24 protein-coding genes and 1 pseudogene are annotated in these 21,639 nt (G+C 42.2%); 10 read left to right on the forward strand and 15 right to left on the reverse strand.

Going from position 1 to position 21,639, the window contains the following annotated elements; genetic code table 11:
- Positions 1–429 precede the first annotated feature (429 nt).
- The 4 genes and pseudogenes from FTV31_RS02735 to ftsY form a co-directional block, all read right to left on the reverse strand.
- A complete protein-coding gene (locus tag FTV31_RS02735; RefSeq protein ID WP_180012908.1) occupies positions 430–1,095 on the reverse strand; it encodes a DUF2057 domain-containing protein in 666 nt (221 codons plus the stop codon).
- A gap of 195 nt (positions 1,096–1,290) precedes the next feature.
- A complete protein-coding gene (locus FTV31_RS02740) occupies positions 1,291–1,884 on the reverse strand; it encodes a nitroreductase family protein (protein WP_180012909.1) in 594 nt (197 codons plus the stop codon).
- A gap of 182 nt (positions 1,885–2,066) precedes the next feature.
- Positions 2,067–2,756: pseudogene (locus tag FTV31_RS02745) on the reverse strand (nitroreductase family protein).
- A gap of 181 nt (positions 2,757–2,937) precedes the next feature.
- Positions 2,938–4,041, reverse strand: a complete 1,104-nt coding sequence (ftsY, locus tag FTV31_RS02750; RefSeq protein ID WP_034171087.1) for a signal recognition particle-docking protein FtsY — start codon at positions 4,039–4,041, stop codon at positions 2,938–2,940.
- 232 nt (positions 4,042–4,273) lie between these two features.
- Here ftsY and FTV31_RS02755 point away from each other — a divergent pair, with 232 nt between their 5' ends.
- Positions 4,274–5,614: a M16 family metallopeptidase gene (locus tag FTV31_RS02755; protein WP_373686974.1), complete on the forward strand. Its 1,341-nt coding sequence runs from the start codon at positions 4,274–4,276 to the stop codon at positions 5,612–5,614.
- An 11-nt stretch (positions 5,615–5,625) separates the two neighbouring features.
- Positions 5,626–7,203 (forward strand): pitrilysin family protein, encoded by a 1,578-nt coding sequence (locus FTV31_RS02760; RefSeq protein WP_180012911.1) that lies wholly within the window; start codon positions 5,626–5,628, stop codon positions 7,201–7,203.
- On the opposite strand, the gene FTV31_RS02765 is transcribed toward FTV31_RS02760, so the two are convergent.
- The gene (locus FTV31_RS02765) at positions 7,127–7,450 is read right to left on the reverse strand and encodes a hypothetical protein (protein ID WP_180012912.1); all 324 of its coding nucleotides are present in this window, start codon (positions 7,448–7,450) and stop codon (positions 7,127–7,129) included. The two genes, FTV31_RS02760 and FTV31_RS02765, sit on opposite strands and share 77 nt — an antisense overlap.
- Positions 7,451–7,554: 104 nt before the next feature.
- On the reverse strand, positions 7,555–7,917 hold the full coding sequence (locus tag FTV31_RS02770; protein ID WP_081402667.1) for a hypothetical protein: 363 nt from the start codon (positions 7,915–7,917) through the stop codon (positions 7,555–7,557).
- A 220-nt stretch (positions 7,918–8,137) separates the two neighbouring features.
- Between FTV31_RS02770 and FTV31_RS02775 the strand changes: the two genes are divergently transcribed.
- The 3 genes from FTV31_RS02775 (at position 8,138) to FTV31_RS02785 (ending at position 9,434) form a co-directional block, all read left to right on the forward strand.
- Entirely contained in the window at positions 8,138–8,371 is a 234-nt protein-coding gene (locus FTV31_RS02775; RefSeq protein WP_034171084.1) for a hypothetical protein, read from the forward strand.
- A gap of 156 nt (positions 8,372–8,527) precedes the next feature.
- Entirely contained in the window at positions 8,528–8,902 is a 375-nt protein-coding gene (locus FTV31_RS02780; protein WP_034171083.1) for a DUF2750 domain-containing protein, read from the forward strand.
- 100 nt (positions 8,903–9,002) lie between these two features.
- A complete protein-coding gene (locus FTV31_RS02785; protein ID WP_125279146.1) occupies positions 9,003–9,434 on the forward strand; it encodes a CBS domain-containing protein in 432 nt (143 codons plus the stop codon).
- A gap of 146 nt (positions 9,435–9,580) precedes the next feature.
- On the opposite strand, the gene trpB is transcribed toward FTV31_RS02785, so the two are convergent.
- The 9 genes from trpB to FTV31_RS02830 form a co-directional block, all read right to left on the reverse strand.
- On the reverse strand, positions 9,581–10,786 hold the full coding sequence (gene trpB / locus FTV31_RS02790) for a tryptophan synthase subunit beta (RefSeq protein WP_180012913.1): 1,206 nt from the start codon (positions 10,784–10,786) through the stop codon (positions 9,581–9,583).
- A 107-nt stretch (positions 10,787–10,893) separates the two neighbouring features.
- Complete coding sequence (locus FTV31_RS02795; protein ID WP_180003757.1) at positions 10,894–12,081, reverse strand: VWA domain-containing protein; 1,188 nt, start codon at positions 12,079–12,081, stop codon at positions 10,894–10,896.
- Positions 12,082–12,094: 13 nt separating this feature from the next.
- Entirely contained in the window at positions 12,095–12,946 is an 852-nt protein-coding gene (locus FTV31_RS02800; protein WP_104426039.1) for a MoxR family ATPase, read from the reverse strand.
- A gap of 21 nt (positions 12,947–12,967) precedes the next feature.
- Positions 12,968–13,351, reverse strand: a complete 384-nt coding sequence (locus FTV31_RS02805) for a hypothetical protein (RefSeq protein ID WP_180003755.1) — start codon at positions 13,349–13,351, stop codon at positions 12,968–12,970.
- A 21-nt stretch (positions 13,352–13,372) separates the two neighbouring features.
- A complete protein-coding gene (locus tag FTV31_RS02810; protein WP_004783715.1) occupies positions 13,373–13,678 on the reverse strand; it encodes a YcgL domain-containing protein in 306 nt (101 codons plus the stop codon).
- Between the two features lie 129 nt (positions 13,679–13,807).
- Positions 13,808–14,950, reverse strand: coding sequence for an HRDC domain-containing protein (locus FTV31_RS02815; protein ID WP_179992997.1), 1,143 nt, complete (start codon positions 14,948–14,950; stop codon positions 13,808–13,810).
- Between the two features lie 176 nt (positions 14,951–15,126).
- Positions 15,127–15,723: a recombination mediator RecR gene (recR, locus tag FTV31_RS02820; protein ID WP_125279141.1), complete on the reverse strand. Its 597-nt coding sequence runs from the start codon at positions 15,721–15,723 to the stop codon at positions 15,127–15,129.
- 13 nt (positions 15,724–15,736) lie between these two features.
- A complete protein-coding gene (locus tag FTV31_RS02825; RefSeq protein WP_125279140.1) occupies positions 15,737–16,066 on the reverse strand; it encodes a YbaB/EbfC family nucleoid-associated protein in 330 nt (109 codons plus the stop codon).
- A gap of 28 nt (positions 16,067–16,094) precedes the next feature.
- On the reverse strand, positions 16,095–17,282 hold the full coding sequence (locus tag FTV31_RS02830) for an O-succinylhomoserine sulfhydrylase (RefSeq protein ID WP_180012914.1): 1,188 nt from the start codon (positions 17,280–17,282) through the stop codon (positions 16,095–16,097).
- 142 nt (positions 17,283–17,424) lie between these two features.
- Between FTV31_RS02830 and FTV31_RS02835 the strand changes: the two genes are divergently transcribed.
- The 5 genes from FTV31_RS02835 (at position 17,425) to FTV31_RS02855 (ending at position 21,636) form a co-directional block, all read left to right on the forward strand.
- Positions 17,425–18,522 carry an alpha/beta fold hydrolase gene (locus tag FTV31_RS02835; protein ID WP_180012915.1) on the forward strand — a complete coding sequence of 366 codons (1,098 nt, stop codon included), beginning with the start codon at positions 17,425–17,427 and terminating at the stop codon, positions 18,520–18,522.
- A 55-nt stretch (positions 18,523–18,577) separates the two neighbouring features.
- Positions 18,578–19,450, forward strand: a complete 873-nt coding sequence (locus FTV31_RS02840) for an NAD(P)-dependent oxidoreductase (protein ID WP_166134859.1) — start codon at positions 18,578–18,580, stop codon at positions 19,448–19,450.
- A gap of 83 nt (positions 19,451–19,533) precedes the next feature.
- Positions 19,534–19,800, forward strand: coding sequence for a YARHG domain-containing protein (locus FTV31_RS02845; protein ID WP_159124442.1), 267 nt, complete (start codon positions 19,534–19,536; stop codon positions 19,798–19,800).
- Positions 19,801–19,831: 31 nt separating this feature from the next.
- Positions 19,832–20,245: an HIT family protein gene (locus tag FTV31_RS02850; RefSeq protein WP_180012916.1), complete on the forward strand. Its 414-nt coding sequence runs from the start codon at positions 19,832–19,834 to the stop codon at positions 20,243–20,245.
- A 338-nt stretch (positions 20,246–20,583) separates the two neighbouring features.
- Entirely contained in the window at positions 20,584–21,636 is a 1,053-nt protein-coding gene (locus FTV31_RS02855) for a porin (protein WP_180012917.1), read from the forward strand.
- Positions 21,637–21,639 lie beyond the last annotated feature (3 nt).

Genomic DNA, 21,639 nt, shown 5'->3' on the forward strand with positions numbered 1-21,639 from the left:
TTTCTGACTTAAATTTCGCTCAAATAAACTTCGAGTAATTTAAACCAATCAATCAATGAAAATAATTTCGATCAATCAACCAGTAAAAATCCACACAAGTTGTTCTTCATAATCTCTTAATGATCTTACTTAAAACCTCGTCAGTTTTAAGCTCCAACCCAACCACTTAACGTTTCGTTTCATGCATTGCGTTGGTGTGCTGCGTATTCTATACAGTTTCCGAACCAGTGCAAGAGCTTTTCTTAAAAATATTCAAAAAAGCGCATTGTACGTTTATTTTTTAATCTGAATTGCTATTTTTAGCAGTTTTAATGCTTTTTTCCAGTCATTTTCAGCCTAAAAGTTTAAGCAAATGTGAATTTCTATTAGTTTAGTTTTTATTAAAAGGAATCGTTGCATAGGATCCCTTTTAATATTGAACAATAAATTTTAATTTTCCTGCTCGCCAAGCCAATTCATAAATTTTTGTCGTTCAGCTTTAGATGCCTGCTTCCATAACTGAATTAATTTCTGATCAAGCTGACCAACTGATGCATTTTCCTGAACGTTTGCAGTAGCAATATTCGGTGTACTTGCAGTTTGAGTGTAGACCGCTGCCGGCTGATTTGTTGGAGTTATTACTTTATTCGTTGTCAAATCCACAGATTTTCCTAAAACGCTTTGCCCTAGTAATGGTTTCGCTGCATCTTTTGCTCCCGCCTGCTGAACCAGAAGCTGATTTTTTGCATCATATAAACCAATAATTGGCTGATCTTTATATTTTTTCGCTTCATCAAAATTTTTAGGCGCGTTAATTAAAGCCAATTTATAAGCTTCACCATCTTTAAGTTCTGGAGTTTTTACAGTTACTACGCCAGATTTTAAAATGTCATGAGAATTGTCATTGTGCTGGAAAAATTCAGTATAGCGAACACTAATCGCATTCGTACCAGCATCCAGTTTATAAGTTTGATCTGAGCGCAATAGACCTGAACGTACTTCCTGATCATTCACTGCAATCATCTTGATTTCTTCAGGTACGGTTAATGTCACGGCTGAAAAAACTGATGTGCTGCCCAATAATGCAACTACAGCTACTGTGATACGTAAATCCATGTCTCTCACTCATTCCGGTTAATATATAAAATTTTCATTGCACTATGCCGTGTACAAATGACAATTCTATGACAAATGCTTTTCCTCTACAGCACTTTACTCAGCATTTATCAGACTATCTATCTTCTGATTTCTGCTGTATCACACATAAAAAAAGAAGTACTTAACAGTACTTCTTTCTCATCTCTAAATCGATTATGCAAAGGTCTTAAATCGTTCTGCATCATCCACAAAGGTTTTTTCACCTGGAGGCGCTTCGATTGAACCAAATACCAATTGAGCACGAAGTTTCCAGTTCGATGGAATACTAAAAGTTTGCGCTACTTCTTCATCAATGATCGGATCGTAGTGCTGTAGTGATGCGCCAATATTATGTTCAGCCAAAGCTGTCCAGGTTGCAAACTGCGCGATACCGCTAGCATGCTCTGACCAGATCGGGAAATTATCTGCATACAGCGCAAATTTCTCTTGCATTCCTTTAATAACATTCTGGTCTTCATAAAACAGTGCCGTTCCATAACCTGCCGCAAAACCATCTATTTTGCTATTGGTAGCCTCAAAAGCATCTGCTGATACCAGGTCGCGTAAAGTTTCACGCACAATATGCCAAAAAGTATCATGTGATTGACCAAACAAAATCACCACGCGTGAAGATTGCGAGTTAAAAGATGATGGACTATGTTTCACCGCCTCTTTAATGATGGTTTCAATTTCTGCCTGATCCAGGCTGACATTTTTCCCAATGGCATAAATACTACGGCGTTTTTTAATATGATCTAGAAATGCCATGATCTCACCTCGTTCTATTTTGATTATTAAAAACCGATAAGATCATCCTAAGCATTTTCACTACCCAAAACAGTCTTATTTCGATAACAATGTGTTTTATTTATAGAACATTCTCAGAGATGTTAAGGTTGATCCTTTGTATCAGTCACCTTAGCACATACTAATTTCAAGAATCACAGGTCTTAGCTAAATACCTGGAAGCTGTCTGGGTTTACAGACTCAATTTTATCTTCTATTGCTTCTTCAATTGAACCGAAACAGAGCTGAGCACGTAGCAACCAGTTTTCATCAATCTTAAAATGCTCAGCTACAGGGTGATTGATCTGCGCATTATAATGTTGCAAAGAAGTACCTAGACCAGCATCTGCCAGCGCAGTCCACGCAGCAAACTGTACCATGCCAGAAGTCTGCTCTGACCACAGTGGAAAATCATCGGCACTAAATAGAATCTTTTTCTGTAATTGCTGAATGGCGCGCTGATCTTCATAGAATAAAATCGTGCCATAGGCATTTGCACATTGATCCAGCTTGATTCTAATCCCTTCATAGACCGATGCCGGCACATGCTAGCGTTGAATGTCTTTCACAATATTCCAGAATTGATGATGTGAATCGGCAAATAGCACGATAATGCGTGCACTTTGTGAATTATAGGCTGAAGGACAACTATGCACAGCTTCCTGAATCAGCTCGGTCAGATAAGCCTGACTGTAATGCACACGCTTACCTAGCTGATAGGTCCCACGGCACTTTTTTAATTTCTCAACAAAAGTGAATTCTAAATTTTCAACTGCTTTACTTTTTTTAGGAAATTTAAAATCCTTAGTCAGGTCAGTTGTTAATACCTGCCCAATTTTATTGAGTAATGCCATTTTCTACCCTCTACATATAGCCTGAACTTCAATCATCAGGAAAATCCCATACAATTATAATGGGTTTATTCAGGCAGGCAGGATTTGCTATTTTTTTATGCTGCTTTTTAGAGCATTCAAACTCCTTAAAAACAAAAAAACTCCGCATTTAGCGGAGTTTATGTGACGCAAGTCGCATTAATTATTTTTCAGTTTCAAACAATGCAGCAACGAATGATTTTGCCGAGAATGGACGTAAGTCATCAATTTTCTCACCTACACCGATAAAGCGAATCGGTACATGGGTACGGCTGGCAATATTAAACAGCACACCACCTTTTGCAGTACCATCCAGCTTGGTAATGGTTAAACCCGTTAAACCTACTGCTTCATCAAACATTTCAACTTGATTAATGGCATTCTGTCCTGTACCGGCATCCACCACCAGCATCACTTCATGTGGCGCAGTCGCATCAATCTTCTGCATGACACGTTTAACCTTGGTCAATTCCTGCATCAGGTGACCTTTGTTATGCAAACGGCCTGCAGTATCTGCAATTAAAACATCCACACCTTTGGCACGTGCACTTTCGAAAGCATCAAAAATGACAGAAGCAGAGTCAGCACCATGACCTTGGGCTACGACGGCGATATTGTTGCGTTCACCCCAGATCTGTAACTGCTCAGTTGCAGCAGCACGGAAAGTATCACCCGCAGCCAGCATGACTTTTTTACCTTCGCCTTGCAGACGTTTTGCGAGTTTGCCAATGGTCGTGGTTTTACCTACACCATTTACACCCACCACCAGAATTACATAAGGATTTTTGTTTGGATCGATATGCAGCGGTTTTACACGCGGAGCCAACAGAGCCACCAGTTCTTCCTGAAGCGCTTTATACAGCGAGTGAGAATAGATCAGATCACCACGTGCGGTACGTTCAGTCAAATTGGCAATAATTGTTTTAGTCGCATCAACACCGATGTCTGCAACCAAAAGCTGTTCTTCAACTTCTTCTAATAATTCATCGTCAATTTCTTTGCCACCAATCAGGATATTGACCATCCCATCGGCAAGATTTTTACGGGTTTTGGTTAAACCCTCTTTCATACGGCTAAAGAAACCGCCTTTTGTAGCAGGTTCTTCTTCCTGAGCTTCTGTCGCTACAGGTGCAGAAACTTCAGCAGTTGCGCTTGGTGTTTCTACAATTGGCACATTAACCGCAGGTAAACTCGGTAATGTGACATCATCATCTCCGATATCAGCATCAATCAAAAATTTGTTTTGCCCATTAGATTGCTGTTGCATGCCGAATCCTTGAAAAGCATTGCGTTAAAAAATTGAATTCTAGCATAACTTGCAGGGTTTTGAGCGGGCAATCCAATCCATGAATAAACAACCAAAAAATAACAGTGTTTGGTTGCTTTCAATACAAGATTTCTGAAAAATAATCCTAAATACAAATATCTATTCATTGGAAGACTTTGTGTCCATATCTTTTTTTGCTATCTCCTCCTTATCCAGAATCATCAAACAGCGGATTTCTCCTGTTGCAGTACTCATCCTGAGTTTTGGTTTTAGCCCGGTGCATGCCGCAACACAGAGTGAATTATCCCGCACTACCATCGAAACCTATTTAGGTAATGGCTTAAAAGTCATTATCCGGGAAGATCATCGCTCCCCGATGGTGATGACACAAATCTGGTATAGAGTCGGCAGTAGCGACGAATCTGGTAATATTCTCGGCGTCTCCCATGCCTTGGAACACATGATGTTTAAAGGCACGAGCAAGGTTCCCAATGATGAATTTACCCGCCTGAGCCGGATTTATGGTGGCAGTATTAATGCCGCAACCTTTACCAATTACACGAACTATTATCAACTCTATCCCAAAGCCTATTTCCCGATGGCGCTCGAACTTGAATCTGACCGCATGAACAACCTCTTGTTACGCCAGCAAGATTTTGATCCGGAAATTAAAGTAGTGATGGAAGAACGGCGTCAGCGTACTGATGATAATCCGCGTGCCCAGGCATTTGAACGATTTAGATGGATCAGTTACCCCACCAGTCACTATCGTCAGCCTGTGATTGGTCACATGAAAACGCTCAATAATATTCAGCTCAGTGATGTTAAAAAATGGTATCGAGACTGGTATAGCCCGAATAATGCCATTCTGGTGATTGTCGGTGATTTAGATGTGCAAGAAGCTCTCGTTCAGGTACAGAAATATTTCGGTGATATTCCGGCGCGTCCCACACCCTCACGTAATGATGTACTCGAGTTTGAGCGCTTAGGCTATCGTCATATGGAAATTGAGAGCAATGTTCAGGTGCCTAATCTGTATATGACCTGGAATGTGAAATCTCTAGCTACCGCCAAGAATCCTCAAGATGCCTATGCTCTAACCATTATTCGCAGCCTGCTGGATAGTGGGATTTCTTCTCGGTTGCAGGATCGTCTGGTTCGCGACCGCAAAGTGCTTACTTCTGTGAGTGTATCCTATGATCCTTATAACCGTGGAGATAGCCTGTTTGGTATTTCCGCACTTCCGGCTCTAGGTGTAAATCTGACAGAAGCACAAACGGCCATCCAGAAAGAAATTGATTTATTAAAAACTGAAGCTATTTCTGAGTATGAACTGGCACGGATCAGCACACGCTTTATTTCAAATCTGATTTATAGTCAGGACAGTCTGAGCGGACAGGCCAAAATGATTGGAAACCTTGAAGTAAACGGATTGAGTTACCGCCTGATGGATGAACTGCCTCAGCATTATGACAGTGTCCGTGCAGAGGACATTCAGCGGGTTGCTAATGCCTATTTTGTCCGTGAAAATTTAAGTACGCTCTACCTTTTGCCTGAACAGAAAGCTCAATAATGGTTATTACAATGTCTAAAGTTCGCTCTCTTATCCTTTTAACCAGCTTAAGCCTCAGTTCAAGCCTTTGGGCAGAAAATTATTTAGATACCCAACCTGATCTGAATGATAATCCCAGTCAGTTACAAGCGATCCCTCTCCTGCAAAGTTTAAAAAACATTAATCAAAAGCAGGCATTTCAAGCACCTTTTATTCATGACCTGAATAATCACTACAAAGTTCGCACTTTATTTGTTGAAACCCGTGATTTACCTATGGTCGATATTCAACTGACCTTTAATGCCGGATCAGCACGAGATCAGGAAATTGCTAAAGGTTTATTTGGCTTATCCAGCACAGCAGCCAAACTGATGCGCGAAGGAACAGATAAATATACGGCCGCACAGGTAGCTTCAGTCTTTGATGCCACAGGCGCACAATTTAGCGTACAGGCTTATCGCGATATGTTTGTCGTTCGCCTGCGAACTTTGTCAGATCCCAAGAAAATGGAACCTGCTTTGGGTATGATGATGGAAGTTCTCAAAAATGCTACATTCAAGCCTTCGAGTATTCAGTTAGCACTCAGTAATACTCAAGTAGGACAAAAACAGCTTCAGGAAAATCCAAGTAAACTGATGGATATCCGGTTTTATCGGGCATTGTATGGTCAGCATCCTTATGCCGAACCCATTACCGGCACCATTGGTAGTACCAAAAAAATTACGGCTGATTTACTGAAAAAATTCCGCGACCAGTTTCTGGTAGCACAAAACATGAATATTGCCATTACCGGCAAACTCAGTTCTAAACAGGCACTGGAACTTTCTGAACGAATTGCAGGCAATTTGCCTCAAGGACAGAAAGCTGTTGCATTAGCTGAACCTGAAGAAAAATCGGGTTTTGATATCGTGCATTTGCCTTATAACTCATCCCAAGCGCATGTGACCTTCGGCCACTTAGGACCAAACCGTTTTACTGAAGATCGGCTTGCTCTAGAAGTGGCTAATCGCATGTTTGGTGGTAGCGGATTTAATGCAGTATTAATGCAGGAATTAAGGGTAAAACGCGGCTATACCTATGGTGCCTATAGTACTTTCAGCTTTAGTCAGGCACCCGGTATATTTAGCTTCCGTTATTCGACTAGACAAGATCAATTACTGGATAGCATTCAGGTCGCCCATCAGGCTTTTATCAACTTTGTAAATCAGCCGATTGATACTAAGCGCCTGGAAGAAACCAAGGCCGGGATGTTAAGAGCATTTCCGAATAATTACAGCAGCAATGCCACGATCAATGCCCAGTTAGGCACGATGGGCTTTTATGCAGAGCAAGCCGACTATCTATCACGCTATCCAGAACGTCTAGCCAAAATTACCGCAGCAGATGTGCAAAATGCCGTGCGCAAACATCTGCATCCAGAACGTTTAACGCTGGTCGTGGTAAGTCAAGAGTTAGATAAAGAGGCATTAAAACTACGATTGAAACAGAACCTGTTAGATCCTTCTACACCACTGCCGAATACGATTCCAATACCTAAGGCATATCCACAGAAACCGGCGGAAGCTGACGAGCCCGTAGAGATTCCTGCTGATACGCCTGCATCAATTTAAGATATTGACCGCGATGGATGCGGTGCTGTTGCAGCAAAGCCTGAGCCATATCCTGGGTTTGAGGTAAGCTCTGCTGTTCTGCAAGTTGCTGAAGTAAATTAAGTTGAGAAGTCGTCAATGGACGATAAATGGCAAATGTGGCCAGACATAAAATTAATGCCACAATGAAAATAACAACCGCATTATAAATTTGTTCAAGCTTAATTTTATTCAGAAAATCGCTTAATTTTTTGCTATCTATAGCCATACACTACCTCAAGTTGCAGCTAGTGTATGGCTGGGCCCCATGAAGTTCAAGCCAAAGATTGAATGACCAGTATAAATACACATCTCGATATGACTATAAATCGATTAGGATTTCAACAATTCGTACACACTCCAGGCAATGACCATAGCCACCAGACCTAAAACCAGTAAAATTGCAAACTTGCTTAAGCCGGCTTCTGCTTCAGGTGGATGCAGTCGATCTTCATCTGCAATTCGGACCAATTCATCATTATAGTGACTATAAAACTCTGCACGCTGGGTTTCGTCCAGAGCGCGGGTAAAATCATAAACTTCTTTACGTTGAGCCAGACTGTAATCACCTAGATGGGTATATTTGTCATAAATTGCCTCATCCAGTTTTTTACGGTGTACATGCGCCAATTCTGTAATCTGACTGGCTGTTGGGGGCATATCAAAACTGAGCCCTTCAAGAGTTCTTTGCATCATGTTGTTCTCCTTTTCTTTTGTTCTATTGTTAAAATCTATACCAACCAAACTTCCAATTGTGTATAGTTTGATCGTACAAACTATAAATTAAGTAAACAGGAAAGCTGATATAGTTGACTTTTCCATTATTTTGTAATATTAGTTTAATAATACTAAGTTATATTTGTATTTAGACTTAAAAGTCTATCCGAAATCATAATTAAAATTAAGGAGTTTTTATATTATGCAGAATATCTCTCAACATGATTTGGAACATCTGTATGCAGATGCAGTGAATACCATTCAATCGCAAATGAACTTTGTCGATGCAGTAAAACAATTAGAAGATGCAGCGCGCGCCGGTCACGGTAAAGCAGCTCTCTTTTTAGCTGAACTGTATTATCAGGGTTTTCGTGTAGAACGAGATTCACTCAAAGCGCAATACTGGCAGAACATGGCTACCATGCAAGCCTGAAGAAACGTCACCTCGGTGACGTTTTTTTATGCCATTTTTTCGAAATACTGCAATTAAGACATAATTTATTACGATTGCTTGCAAAGCTGAAACAGTAATTTCACTGGAACTTTCTAGAATAGAGCTGAACTCTAATAGCACTTTATTTTAACGACAATGCGAAAAATTATTCAATACGACCCGATTTGTAAAAACTTTCTTTTGAGGCTGACCATCCTCAAATCTATGATGTATTGCGGCGTTTTGTGGGGCGTCTATCATCAGGGTTGGGCGATGATGCGCGATCAGGAAGATTATATTTTTCCATTCTGGCTTAATTCTCTGGATGCCAAAAATTATGCCAAGGAACATTGGCCAGGTTATGTACCCCGTAGAATTAACCCGGAAGATTTCGAAAATAACTTATTACCTACACTGTCCCGACTAGCCGTGACCCCTACTTTATGTAGCGGTAATGGCACTAAACTAAAATTATCAATTCCACAGATGCGCCACCTGTTTTTTTCACAACAAAGACTGCACTTTGCCTAAAAACATGTTATTTATAAAGACATAAAATAGACACCTAGAGATGGTCAGTTGGATACATACTCTAGGACTCATAATAATTAGATAAAAAGGACTCAATAGAATGACCAACGTAGCACAAGTGCTCGGTGATAAAGTACATCAGGCAGTTTATACCATCCGTCCAGACTCTACAGTTTTAGAAGCAATTAGCCTGATGGCAGAAAAAGGAATCGGGGCGCTGGTCGTTACCCACGAAGACAGTGTGGTCGGCATTTTGTCAGAGCGTGATTACACCCGTAAAATCGCATTGATGCAAAGAACCTCTTTTGATACCACGGTCAATGAAATTATGACACCTAAAGTCATAACCGTGACTTCTGCAACTTCTGTTGAAGACTGCTTAGCATTAATGACTGACCGCCATTTACGCCACTTACCTGTAGTTGAAAATGACAAACTGATTGGCCTGATTTCGATTGGTGACTTGGTCAAAGCTGCAATGGAAGATCAACGTAAGCTGATTGATCAGTTACAACAGTATATTTCAGGCTAAAATTCTTTCTTAGTTAAATACGTAAATTAAGATTCAAGCTCAAAATGTCATTACAAAGAAATGATAATGCCATATCAAAACCGGATCAGATATAAAAAATCCCAGTCTTAAGACTGGGATTTTTTTGATCATGACAATAAATCAAATTAAAGACTGAGTTTCTCTGCCACGTAATCAGAGTCTTTATCACCACGACCTGAAAGATTCACTACAATCTTAGTTTCTTTAGGCAGTTTACCCGCTTCACGAATTGCCCAAGCCACTGCATGTGAGCTTTCTAATGCTGGCACAATTCCCTCAACGCGTGACAGGGTCATAAAGGCATCCAGACACTCCTGATCTGTCGCCGTAGTGTATTCCACACGACCTAGATCTTTAAGCAGGCTGTGCTGTGGCCCTACGCCTGGATAATCCAGGCCAGAAGCAATCGAATGCACAGGTAAAGGTTCACCCTGCTCATCTTCAAGCACATAGCATGCCATACCATGCAACTGGCTTGGTTTACCCAAAGTCAGCGTTGCGGAATGCTTATCGGTATTTAAACCATGACCTGCAGGCTCTACACCTACCAGTTTAACTTCTGGATCATTTAGAAATGCCGTGAATGCACCCATAGCATTTGAACCACCACCCACACATGCCACCACAAAGTCTGGGTTTGCACCGAAGCGTTCATTGGTTTGAACCTTGATTTCATCGCCAATAATGGACTGGAAATCACGCACCATCATTGGGAATGGATGCGGTCCTACCACCGAACCAATCGCATAGATATAGTTTTTCGGATCTTTCAAGTATTCTTCAAAAGCACTGTCGACTGCATCTTTAAGGGTCGCTGTACCACGCGTCACAGAAATCAGCTTAGCACCCAAAATTTTCATCTTAACGACGTTTGGATGTTCTTTTTCGATATCCACCTGGCCCATATGAATTTCACATGGAATACCCACCAAGGCACATGCAGTGGCCAATGCCACACCATGCTGACCTGCACCAGTTTCTGCAATGACTTTGGTTTTACCCATGTATTTCGCCAGCAGTGCTTCACCCAGGCAGTGATTGATTTTATGTGCACCGGTATGATTCAGGTCTTCACGTTTTAAATAGACCTGTGCTCCACCTAACTGGTCAGAAAGGCGTTTAGCATGAAACAAAGGACTAGGACGGCCGACATAGTTAGCAAACAGGTCTTTTAATTCACTCTGGAATTCTTCAGTTTGACGGATTTCCTGATAGGCAACATTGATGTCATCCATGGCCTGTTTTAGATCTGGTGGAATGAACTGACCGCCATATTGACCAAAGAAGCCCTCTTCATTGGGCAACGCAATACCATTAATTTGATGAGCCATAATAATTCCTGAATATTGGAATAAGGTATAACAAGTGACTTTATACTAGAATAATTCGTTTTAAAGCACTAATAACTATAGATAAAGTCACTTATAGATAAATGGAATCAACGCGCCAGATATTTGGTCATATCCTCAATGCCTTTTAAGGTCATTGGAAACATATGATCTTCAAAGATTTGCTTAATCAGGCCAATAGTATGCGTGTAATGCCAGTATTTTTCTTCTTCAGGATTGAGCCAGGCGGTTTTATCAAAATGCTGACGCAGACGCTGTAACCAGACCTGTCCTGCCTCATCATTCATATATTCGACCGAACCACCAACGGAGTTCAACTCATAGGGTGCCATGCTGGCATCACCCACTACAATCACCCGGTAATCCCGTCCATAGGTATTGAACAGATCCCAGGTATTCATGCGCGAGCTGGAACGACGGACATTATCTTTCCAGACATAGTCGTACAGACAGTTATGGAAATAGAAATATTCCAGAGTCTTGAATTCGGTCTTGGCGGCGCTAAACAGTTTTTCACACTGAGCAATATGCGCATCCATCGATCCGCCGATATCAAACAGCATTAGTACTTTAATGCGGTTACGACGCTCCGGCACCAATTGCACATCCAGAATGCCCTGTTTGGCGGTTTCACGAATAGTGCTATCAATGTCCAGCTCTTCAGCCGCACCCTGACGGGCGAACTTACGCAAACGGCGCAATGCCATCTGCATCTGACGACTACCAAGAATCTGATCATCATCCAGATTACGGTATTGACGCTGTTCCCAGACTTTGACTGCGGAACGTTTACGCCCCGGCCCACCAATGCGCACACCTTCAGGATGATCACCATAGGCACCAAATGGCGACGTGCCACCAGTACCAATCATCTTGTTACCGCCCTGATGTTTTTTATGCTGTTCACGCAGACGCTCTTCCAGCATTTTCATTAGTTCTTCAAGCGATCCGGCCTTTTTTAGTTCTTCACGCTGTTCAGGAGTTAAATGCTTTTCCAAAAGTTCTAGATCAAACCAGTCTTTGGGCAGTTTATGCACCTGATTCAGCAGTTCATCCAGATCAAAAGTCGCGATACCATCAAAATAATCTTTCATGGCGCGATCGAACTTGTCGAAGTAGCGCTCGTCTTTGACCATCACAGTTTTAGCAAGCTGATAAAACTCGTCCTGATCGGCAAAAACCACGCCTGCCGCTACCGCCTGATTCAGATCAATCAACTCACGGGTAGAAACCGGTACGCCATATTTTCTAAGGGTATAAAACAATCGCACAAACATGCGTGTTTCTCCCTTAGCGACGCGACATAAAGGCTAGACGTTCAAGCAGTTGCACATCCTGCTCATTTTTGATCAACGCGCCGTACAAAGGCGGGATCGCTTTGGACTTGTCGGTATTTCTTAAAATGTCTTCCGGCATATCATCTGCCATTAACAGACTTAACCAGTCGATCAGTTCAGAAGTTGAAGGTGGTTTTTTCAGACCTGGAATCTGGCGTAACTTGAAGAAGACTTGCAGAGCTTCATTGACAAGCGTTGCTGAAATATTCTCAAAATGCACATCGATAATTTCACGCATGGTCGCTTCATCCGGAAACTCGATATAGTGGAAGAAACAACGGCGCAAGAAAGCATCTGGAAGCTCTTTCTCGTTATTTGAAGTGATGATGACAATCGGACGCTGGGTAGCAGTAATGGTTTCACCCGTTTCATAAACGAAGAAAGACATCTTGTCGAGTTCATGCAGCAAGTCATTTGGGAACTCGATGTCTGCTTTATCGATCTCATCAATCAGCAATACACAGCGTTCTTCACTGGTAAATGCTTCCCAGAGTTTACCCGGCTTGATGTAGTTCTTGATGTCATAAACGCGATCATCACCTAACTGACTATCACGTAAGCGTGATACCGCATCATATTCATACAGGCCCTGCTGTGCCTTGGTCGTTGATTTGATATGCCAGGTAATCAGCTTCAGTCCAAGGCTTTGTGCCACTTGTTCAGCCAACAGGGTTTTACCTGTACCCGGCTCACCTTTAACTAGCAAGGGTTTTTGCAAACTACGCGCAGCTTTCACAGCCAGTTTTAAACTGTCAGTGGCAATGTACTGATCCGTACCTGAGAATTGTTGAATATCAGCAGACATGATTGAACCTTATTTTTTTATTTACAGCGGTGAACTTTTCTTGTTTGACCCAAGACCCGTTTTACTGGATGCATAGGTCGACCAGCAATAGCCAATCACAGACCCGATACCAATGACAAATAAAATAAGTGACGCATTAATCCAAACGAGTTCATATTCCTTGGTCAGAATCCCAAACAGCAGCCCGAAAATAGCGGGCGCAACTGAAGCATTGCTGCCTTCAGAAACGGTTGGAGTCAACAGCACGGCAAAGGCCAATAGCCATAAAAAACCGCCCATTGCTTTTGGCATGCGCTTGGTCACGCCATACCAGCAGGCTAACGCAATCAGACTGCCCAGCAGATACACTGCAAACGCAATACTCTGATCAGGAATTGAGTCCAATACAGCTACAAAACCATTCATTTCACAACTCCTGAACTGAGCTTAAGCCCCACGAAGACCTTCTGGTGCTGGCGCATTCGGGTTAATCAAACCTTCTGGTGGCATTTGCAGGAAGAAACCACGGGTAGAAATTGAATCCATCACATGTAAAACATTGGCACGTGCCAGTTTACGCGATTCACTCAATTCAAGATGCATGACAAAAGTCGCACGACCAAACGCAACACGTACCGGTTCAGCCAATACCTCTAGTGGTTCAAATGTTTCGGCTTCGTTCTCATCTGCAGGACGCGCCACATAAAGATACATTTCATCTTTTTTGCTAGATTTGTAGATAGACACTTGCATGTTTCAAACGACTTTTCTGAAAAAACAATCGCAAGGATACATCAAAAAAACGACAGAAACATTAGCCGCTTCAAATGCATCAGTCGTGATTTTGTATAATTGCTTTATCTTTAATCAATCCAGTAAAAATCACTCAACCACTTTCATCTGGGTCGACAGATAAGACTCATCCTGATGCAATACCTTAATTAGCGGCAGAGTTAATAACTCATAGCGCCAGCCGAGCAAGTAGTTTGGCAGATCCTGTTCATCCTTATGACATACCACATGCTGATATAAGGCATTCAGCCATTTCTTGCGCATCAGCACTTCTTTAGGTACAGAGATTTCATTGGATATATTCTGGATCATTGTTTCGACCTTCTCACCAATCTCTCTGGATGAATGGCGGATTGGGCGTGCCAGACGCAGTGGCCAGTCGGCCTGATCAGGCAGGAATTTCAACAGATCAAGAATAGTCTTGCCATGTTCACGGACAATATTGGCCCGGATGTCTTTCATCTGACTGAGCTGGAAATTATTGCGCGGGAATTTCTCTACTAGATCAATCATGGTCGAGTTTTTCAAAATAAAACTACGCGGCTGATTCAACGCCTTGGCAATCTGCTCACGCCATACAGCCAGTTGTTGTAACTGCATCAATTGACGGCGTGAATGGCGATAATTACCGACATCCTGATAAAGTAAGGCAGTCGGCGTTTCTTCACCAATTTCATGGGTCAAAAAACGGCAATCTTCAAGAGCGAAATCGAGCAGATATTTGCTTTCCAGATCCTGTTTGACTTTATCCGACAACTGCACCAGATAATGCACATCATTGGCTGCATACAGTAACTGTTCAGAACTTAAAGGTCGTGCCAGCCAGTTAGAGCGGGTCTGATCTTTTTCAATATCGACATCCAGCATCTGTTTCAAGGCATTCTGATAGCTGACCTGCAAACCATGTCCGAGGAATGACATGCCGACCTGTGTATCAAAGACATTACTCAGGGCTTTTTTCTGGGTGTAGTGATAAATCAGGTCAATATCTTCACTACAGGCATGGAAAATATTCTGTTGAGCATTAAAAATCTTATTCAGAAATTCACTCAGATCCAGTGTTGTTCCATCCAGCAGGTAGACCTTGTTATTGACATTGATTTGAAAAACACCAAGTTTTGGCCACAAGGTGTCTACCTTAATGAATTCTGTATCCAAGCCATAGACCGGATTTTGATCCATAAGATTCAGGACATGATTTAAGTCGTGCTGATGTTGAATAAATTGAAACATAAAGACTGAGTCTAAAATTAGATGCTCGATGAAGCTATATTACCCGATATATAGAATTTTTATATAAAAATATGACAACCAAATCACACTTTTTGTTCCATATTTTTCGAATATAGCTTATCTAGTTTATATTTTTAATAATATATTTTTTATATTAAGAGAATATAATTAATATTTCACTTAATTCGCATCCGGTTATGCACTGCCTGACTCAATGTATGACTATCGACATACTCCAGTTCTCCGCCTTGAGGCACCCCTTGAGCGATACGCGTCATTTGCACCGGTAAATGTTTACTGGCTTCAACCAGATAATGTGCGGTTGCTTGTCCTTCAACAGTCGCATTGGTAGCCAGAATCACTTCCTTGATCTGTCCCTGACTTAAGCGTTGCAGTAAATATGGAATACCGATTTCTTCAGGCCCGATTCCATCTAGAGGTGACAGATGACCACCCAGAACATGATATTTACCGCGGAAACTGCCGCTTTGCTCAATTGCCATGACATCTGCCGGTGATTCCACGACACAAAGCAGTTCATCATCACGCTCAAGTGAGGTACAGATATTACAGACTTCATCTTCCGTCAATGAATGGCAGATCGAGCATTCATGAATGTGATCGGTTGCTTCAGTTAAGGCATGTGCCAGACCGATCGCCCCTTCACGATTTTTCATGATTAAATGCAAAGCCATACGCTGGGCCGATTTCGGCCCAACGCTTGGCAAAATGCGTAATGCTTGAACCAGTTGATCAAAACGATCACTAAACATTGCGCATACTTCCTTAGAATAAACCAGCCAGACCAGGTGGTAAGCCCATACCTGAGTTTGCAGATTTCATTTTCTCTTCAGAGATCGCTTCTGCTTGACGCGCTGCATCATTCATCGCTGCTGCAATCAGATCTTCGATCATATCTGGATCGTCCTGTAACAGTTCAGGATTGATTTCGATACGTTTCACCACATTGCGGCAAGTCATGGTAACTTTCACCAGACCGCCACCAGCCTCAGCATGCACTTCAGTTTGCGCAAGCTCTTCTTTGGCTTTTTTCATGTTGTTTTCGACTTCTTTTTGCATGCGCTGTGCTTGCTGCATCAACATATTAATGTTCATAAAGATCTCCGAACATATATTTATAAAATTAGATTAGATCTAAACCGCGTGTAATGTCGCGAATAATATCATCAATCTCTTCCAAACCAACAGAAACGCGAATTAAACCTTCACGAATACCCGCTGCTGCTTTGGCTTCTGGAGACAATTTACCATGCGTGGTTGTTGCTGGATGAGTAATCGTTGATTTCACATCACCTAAGTTACCAGTGATTGAAATGAACTGGGTATTGTCAATTACTTTCCAGGCGCCTTCACGGCCACCTTTCACTTCGAAAGATACGATACCACCGAAACCGGTTTGTTGTTTTGCAGCCAGTTCATGACCGATATGTTCAGGCAAACCAGCATAGTAAACTTTTTCTACTTTCGGATGTGCATTTAAGAACTCAGCCAGTTTTTGTGCATTGGCAGAATGTTCACGCATACGTAAACGTAAAGTTTCCAGACCTTTCAGGAATACCCAGGCATTGAACGGGCTCATAGAAGGACCAGTGGTACGTACATAACCGAAGATTTCTTCAAGCAATTTATGGTTACCTACTACAGCGCCACCGAGTGCACGGCCTTGGCCATCCAGATATTTAGTCGCAGAATATACGACTAAGTCTGCACCAAATTTGAGTGGTTGTTGTAACACTGGTGTACAGAAGCTGTTGTCAATCGCGAGCAATGCATCATTGGCATGCGCAATATCTGCCAAAGCCTGAATATCTGCCACTTCAGCCAGTGGGTTTGATGGAGATTCAACAAAGAGTAATTTGGTTTCTGGCTTGATGGCATTTTTCCATGCATCCAGATCAGTCAAGTCGACAAACTCAACTGCGACACCAAATTTAGCCACGTATTTTTCAAATAGAGAAACTGTTGAACCAAATACTGCGCGCGAACAGATCACATGATCACCTGCTTTCAGGTAAGCCATCGCTACAGCCATAATGGCAGCCATACCAGAGCTGGTCGCAACAGCACGTTCTGCGCCTTCTAAAGCAGCCAGACGCTTTTCAAACATGGCAACAGTTGGATTGGTAAAGCGAGAGTAAATATTACCCGGCTCTTGGCCTGAAAATTTCGCTGCAGCTTCAGCCGCATTTTCATAAACAAATGACGATGTTAGAAAAATCGGTTCACCATGCTCACCCTCAAAGCTGCGGGTGTGACCGGTACGGATGGCTAAAGTTTCTAATTGATAGTTAAAATCGTCTTGCTGGCTCATCACTTTACTTCAGCCCAAAGGCTGCCTTTTGTAAAAAATTGCCAACATTTTGAGCGTCTAAGCTATTTCAGGTCAAGGCATAATAAGCAATTATTGCTTAGACTTCGACCAATTCTCCTTTGTATACGGATAAATTATTTACATGATTCAGTTAAAACAAAATATTCAACGCCAGAAGAAAAAATTAAAACACCTGAATGCGCGGTTATTTAACTCGTCTTCCCTGATTCTTTCGCAAAAAACACCCTTTGAATATATTGCTGCGACTGAGTTCTGCAAAATTCGCTATTATGCAGCACCTGAAAAAAAGTACCGTGAGCCGTTAGTCTTTGTTGCCCCTCTTGCGATCAATATGGATATTTATGATCTGTATCCTTACCGTTCACTGGTCAAGCATTTTCAGCATAGCGGTTTTGATGTCTATTTAGTGGAATGGAAACGTTTCCGTTATAAACACCGTCACTTGAACTTTCTGTCTTTTATTGACGGCGCGATTCCTCAGGCGATTGAACGGATCTGCTCGCATTCAGGCAGTCAGTTTATTTCCCTGCATGGCTGGAGCATGGCAGGAATTTTCGTCACGCTTTATACAGCATTGCATTCGCCTGAACATGTTAAAAACCTGATTGTGCTGGGCAGTCCGATTGACAGTTATGCTTCAGGTCGAGTCGGCAAGTTATTTAGTACCACCAATAAGCTCATTTCTAAAAATAAAAACCTGCAACAGGCCATTCACCAAGGATTGATTCCCAAGGAATATATTCATTCGCCCGGCATCATCAATGCATTGGGATTTAAGCTGCTTGATCCGATTGGCTGGTTTAAAAGCCAGAAGCAGTTTTTGATGAACCTAGAAAATGTTGAAGATGTTTATGAACATGCCACCATGGGCAATTTTCTGAACAAGATGATTGATTATCCGGGTGGAATCAATCAGGACATGGTGCTGCACTTATGGCTGCAAAATCCTTTAAAAAATGGCTCGATGACTTTAAACGGCCGAACGATTGGCCTAAAAAATATTAACTGTTCCTTACTGGTCGGGGCTGGGAAAACCGATCAGATTGTTACGGAACAGTCAGCTAAACCTTTGATGGAATTGACAAGTAGTACCGATAAGACGTTTACTCTTATCCCGGGTGGTCATCTTGGACTGATGTCCAATCAGAAAACAGCCAATACATTCTGGCCGAAACTGACCACCTGGCTGGCACAACGCTCAACCCGGATAGATGCTTAATTCCGGAAGAGCCGGCAATTTTCAGGTATTTATTATTTTATTCAGAGGGTATGACATGATTCAGTCAGTGGCATTTATTGGTTTAGGCGCAATGGGTTATCGCATGGCAGCGCATTTACCCAAGCATTTTGAGACAGTCTATGTCTGGAACCGTACTTTTGCCAAGGCTGAAGAACATGCTGCTGAATATGGCACCCAAGCTGTCGCTTTAGAACAGGCAGTTCAGGCAGATATTATTTTTTCCTGCCTGCCGACCAGTGCCGATGTTGAAGCATTAGTCCAAGGCCTCAGCCTTAAAGCTGGCAGTATCTGGGTAGACTGTACCAGCGGTGTTCCTGACGCTGCCCGACGCTTAGAAGAAGCACTGGCTGAACAGGGTGTGATTTTCCTGGATGCGCCTGTGAGTGGCCAGACCATTGGTGCGGAAAATGGCACATTGACTGTGATGGTCGGCGGTAATGCGGAAGGCTTTGAAAAAGCCCTGCCAGCGATGCAGGCGTTTGGCAAATTGATCAAGCATGTGGGGACATCAGGTGCCGGCTTTGCGGTAAAAGCGGTAAATAATATGTTACTGGCTGTAAACCTGTGTGCAGCAGCAGAAGGCTTTACCACACTGAAAGCGCACGGCGTTGACCTGAATGAAGCGCTGGATTGTATCAATGCATCAAGCGGTAAAAGCAATGTGACTGAAACCGTTTTACCACAGCGTGTTTTGAACCGTAGCTTCCCTGTTACCTTTGCCCTGCCTCTTTTAGCCAAAGATACAGGCATTGCACTTGATCTTGCGCGCGATGCCAAACTGGCAGTACCACTTCTCGCTTTAGGTCAAAGTCTGGTGCAAGCTGCTAGCAATCTGTCGGATAAAAATAGTGACTTTTCCAGTGCTGTAAAAATGTATGAATCATGGAGTAATATTACCATTGAGTAATATCTCGCCATTGAATAATAATAAACAAACCTAATATTGTGACTATAGACTAGCCACATGCAGTGATACCTGAGGAAACTCTTATGAATAAGTTATTTGTTGCAGCACTCGTCGGCTCTGCAACTTTGTTTGGGGCTTCAACATCGGTTCTTGCATCTGAACAGGAATGCAAAAAATTGAAAAATGACCATGATGTCATTTATGCATCAAAAGGTTTCTGTTTCAAGGATCCTGAAGCAAAAGCAAAGTTTAATGACAATTGCTACACAACCAAGCCAAAATTTTCAGAAAAAGAGCAGCAACGTCTTGACGCGATCAAAGAACGTCAGAAAGAATTGAACTGTAAATAATACAATTCAATTCTGCTCAAGGAATGCACTTATGACTTACGATGACCAAAATATTTTTGCACGAATTCTGCGTGGTGAACTTCCAGCAATTAAAGTGTATGAAGATGACCAAGTTCTTGCATTTATGGACATCATGCCACAGGCCGATGGTCATACTCTGGTCATTCCTAAAACACCCGCAATCACCCTGCTTGACCTGGATCCTGAAGTTGCAGCCTATACCATTCAGGTGGTGCAAAAAATTGCCAAAGCGATTGAAAAAGGTTTAGGTGTAGATGGCATTGTACTGATGCAGCTCTCTGGCGCTGCAGCGGGCCAAACGGTTCCGCATGTTCATTTCCATCTGGTACCTACCTCTTTGCACAATCTCGGCAAACATGCTGCACAAATGGGTGATCAGGAAAAAATCAAACAACTGGCAGAGAAAATTAAAGCTGCTCTTTAATTCATTCTTCGTCCTTAAAAATGGAGCTTCGGCTCCATTTTTTATGCCTTATTTTTCATTTTTTATCATTATCAATAAATACAGAATTCATCTCAAATAATTTTGTTAAGAACAGTATTTCTCATTCACTTGATCAGCTTTAACTAAAGCAAAAAAAATCCTGCACAGAATCTTAAAAATTAAAATTGCTCCCTTTTTAGATTTCATAGATCTGCAATATTTCCTTAACCATACTGACTTATTCATCCTCAATACTGAGCACCAATACAGGATGGTAGCCAAGACCGAGCTACTGCATACACCTCAAAAGACCTAAAAAAGTCTGATTGGAGCTTTATATGAAAAAATCACTTTGCATTTTCGCAATTGGGGCGAGCGTTTTCACACCGCTCATGGCAGTCGCTGCTGATGTCAAAGTCTATGGACGTGCACATGTGTCTTTAGATTATCTGGATGATGGCCAGGATTATAATGAAGTTGGAATTTCCTCCAATGCATCACGCCTTGGATTTAAAGCTGAACAAACACTTGAAAATGGCATGACCGTATTTGGCCAGATTGAGCAGGAAATTAACTTTGCTAGTGGCTCTGCAAATGATGATGTCGAGTTTGCTACTCGCGATACCTTTGTCGGTTTAAAAGGTGATTTCGGCCAGGCACGGATCGGCCGTTTCGACAGCCCATTTAAAGTGGCGCGCAGTCCAGTTAACTTCTTTGGAGATATGGTCGGAGATGTACGTAACGTGACTCGGGTGGGAAATCTGCGTTTTGATGAACGTAATGCCAATAGTATTGAATATAAATCACCAAAATTCGGTAACGGCTTTAATGTTCTAGGTGCACTTTCTCTGCATGAAGCCAACAGCCCGGATGCTTCTAAGGATGGTGAAAAAGATAAAGATAAGGCTTATGACCTTGCCCTTACCTACCAAAAAGATAAAGTTGATTTTGCAGCGGCATATGAACATTATGAAGAAGAAGCCAGTCGTGGTGAACGTGATGGTTTCCGGATTGCAGGTGCCTACAAAATCACGCCAGACTTGAAACTCGGTGGTCTGTATCAGTACCTTCAGCATGACAATACCGAAGTCAATCCTGATGCTCAGGTCTTTGGCATCGCGGGTGAATATAAATTCGCAGCCAAGACCTCATTGCGTGGACAGGTCTTTCACCGTGATGTAGATGCCGATGATGCCAATGCTACTTTACTGGCGATTGGAATTGAACATCGTCTTGACCCAGCAGTCCGCATCTACAGCAATCTGGCCAGTGTATTAAATGATGAAAACTCAAATCTGACACCTTGGGCACAAGGCCGTAGCAATGCAGTGGCTGGCGCACGTGGTGAAGACAGCTTCGGACTATCGGTCGGTATGCGTTACGACTTCTGAAGC

Source organism: Acinetobacter sp. YH16031, from assembly GCF_013417335.1.
GTDB lineage: Bacteria > Pseudomonadota > Gammaproteobacteria > Pseudomonadales > Moraxellaceae > Acinetobacter.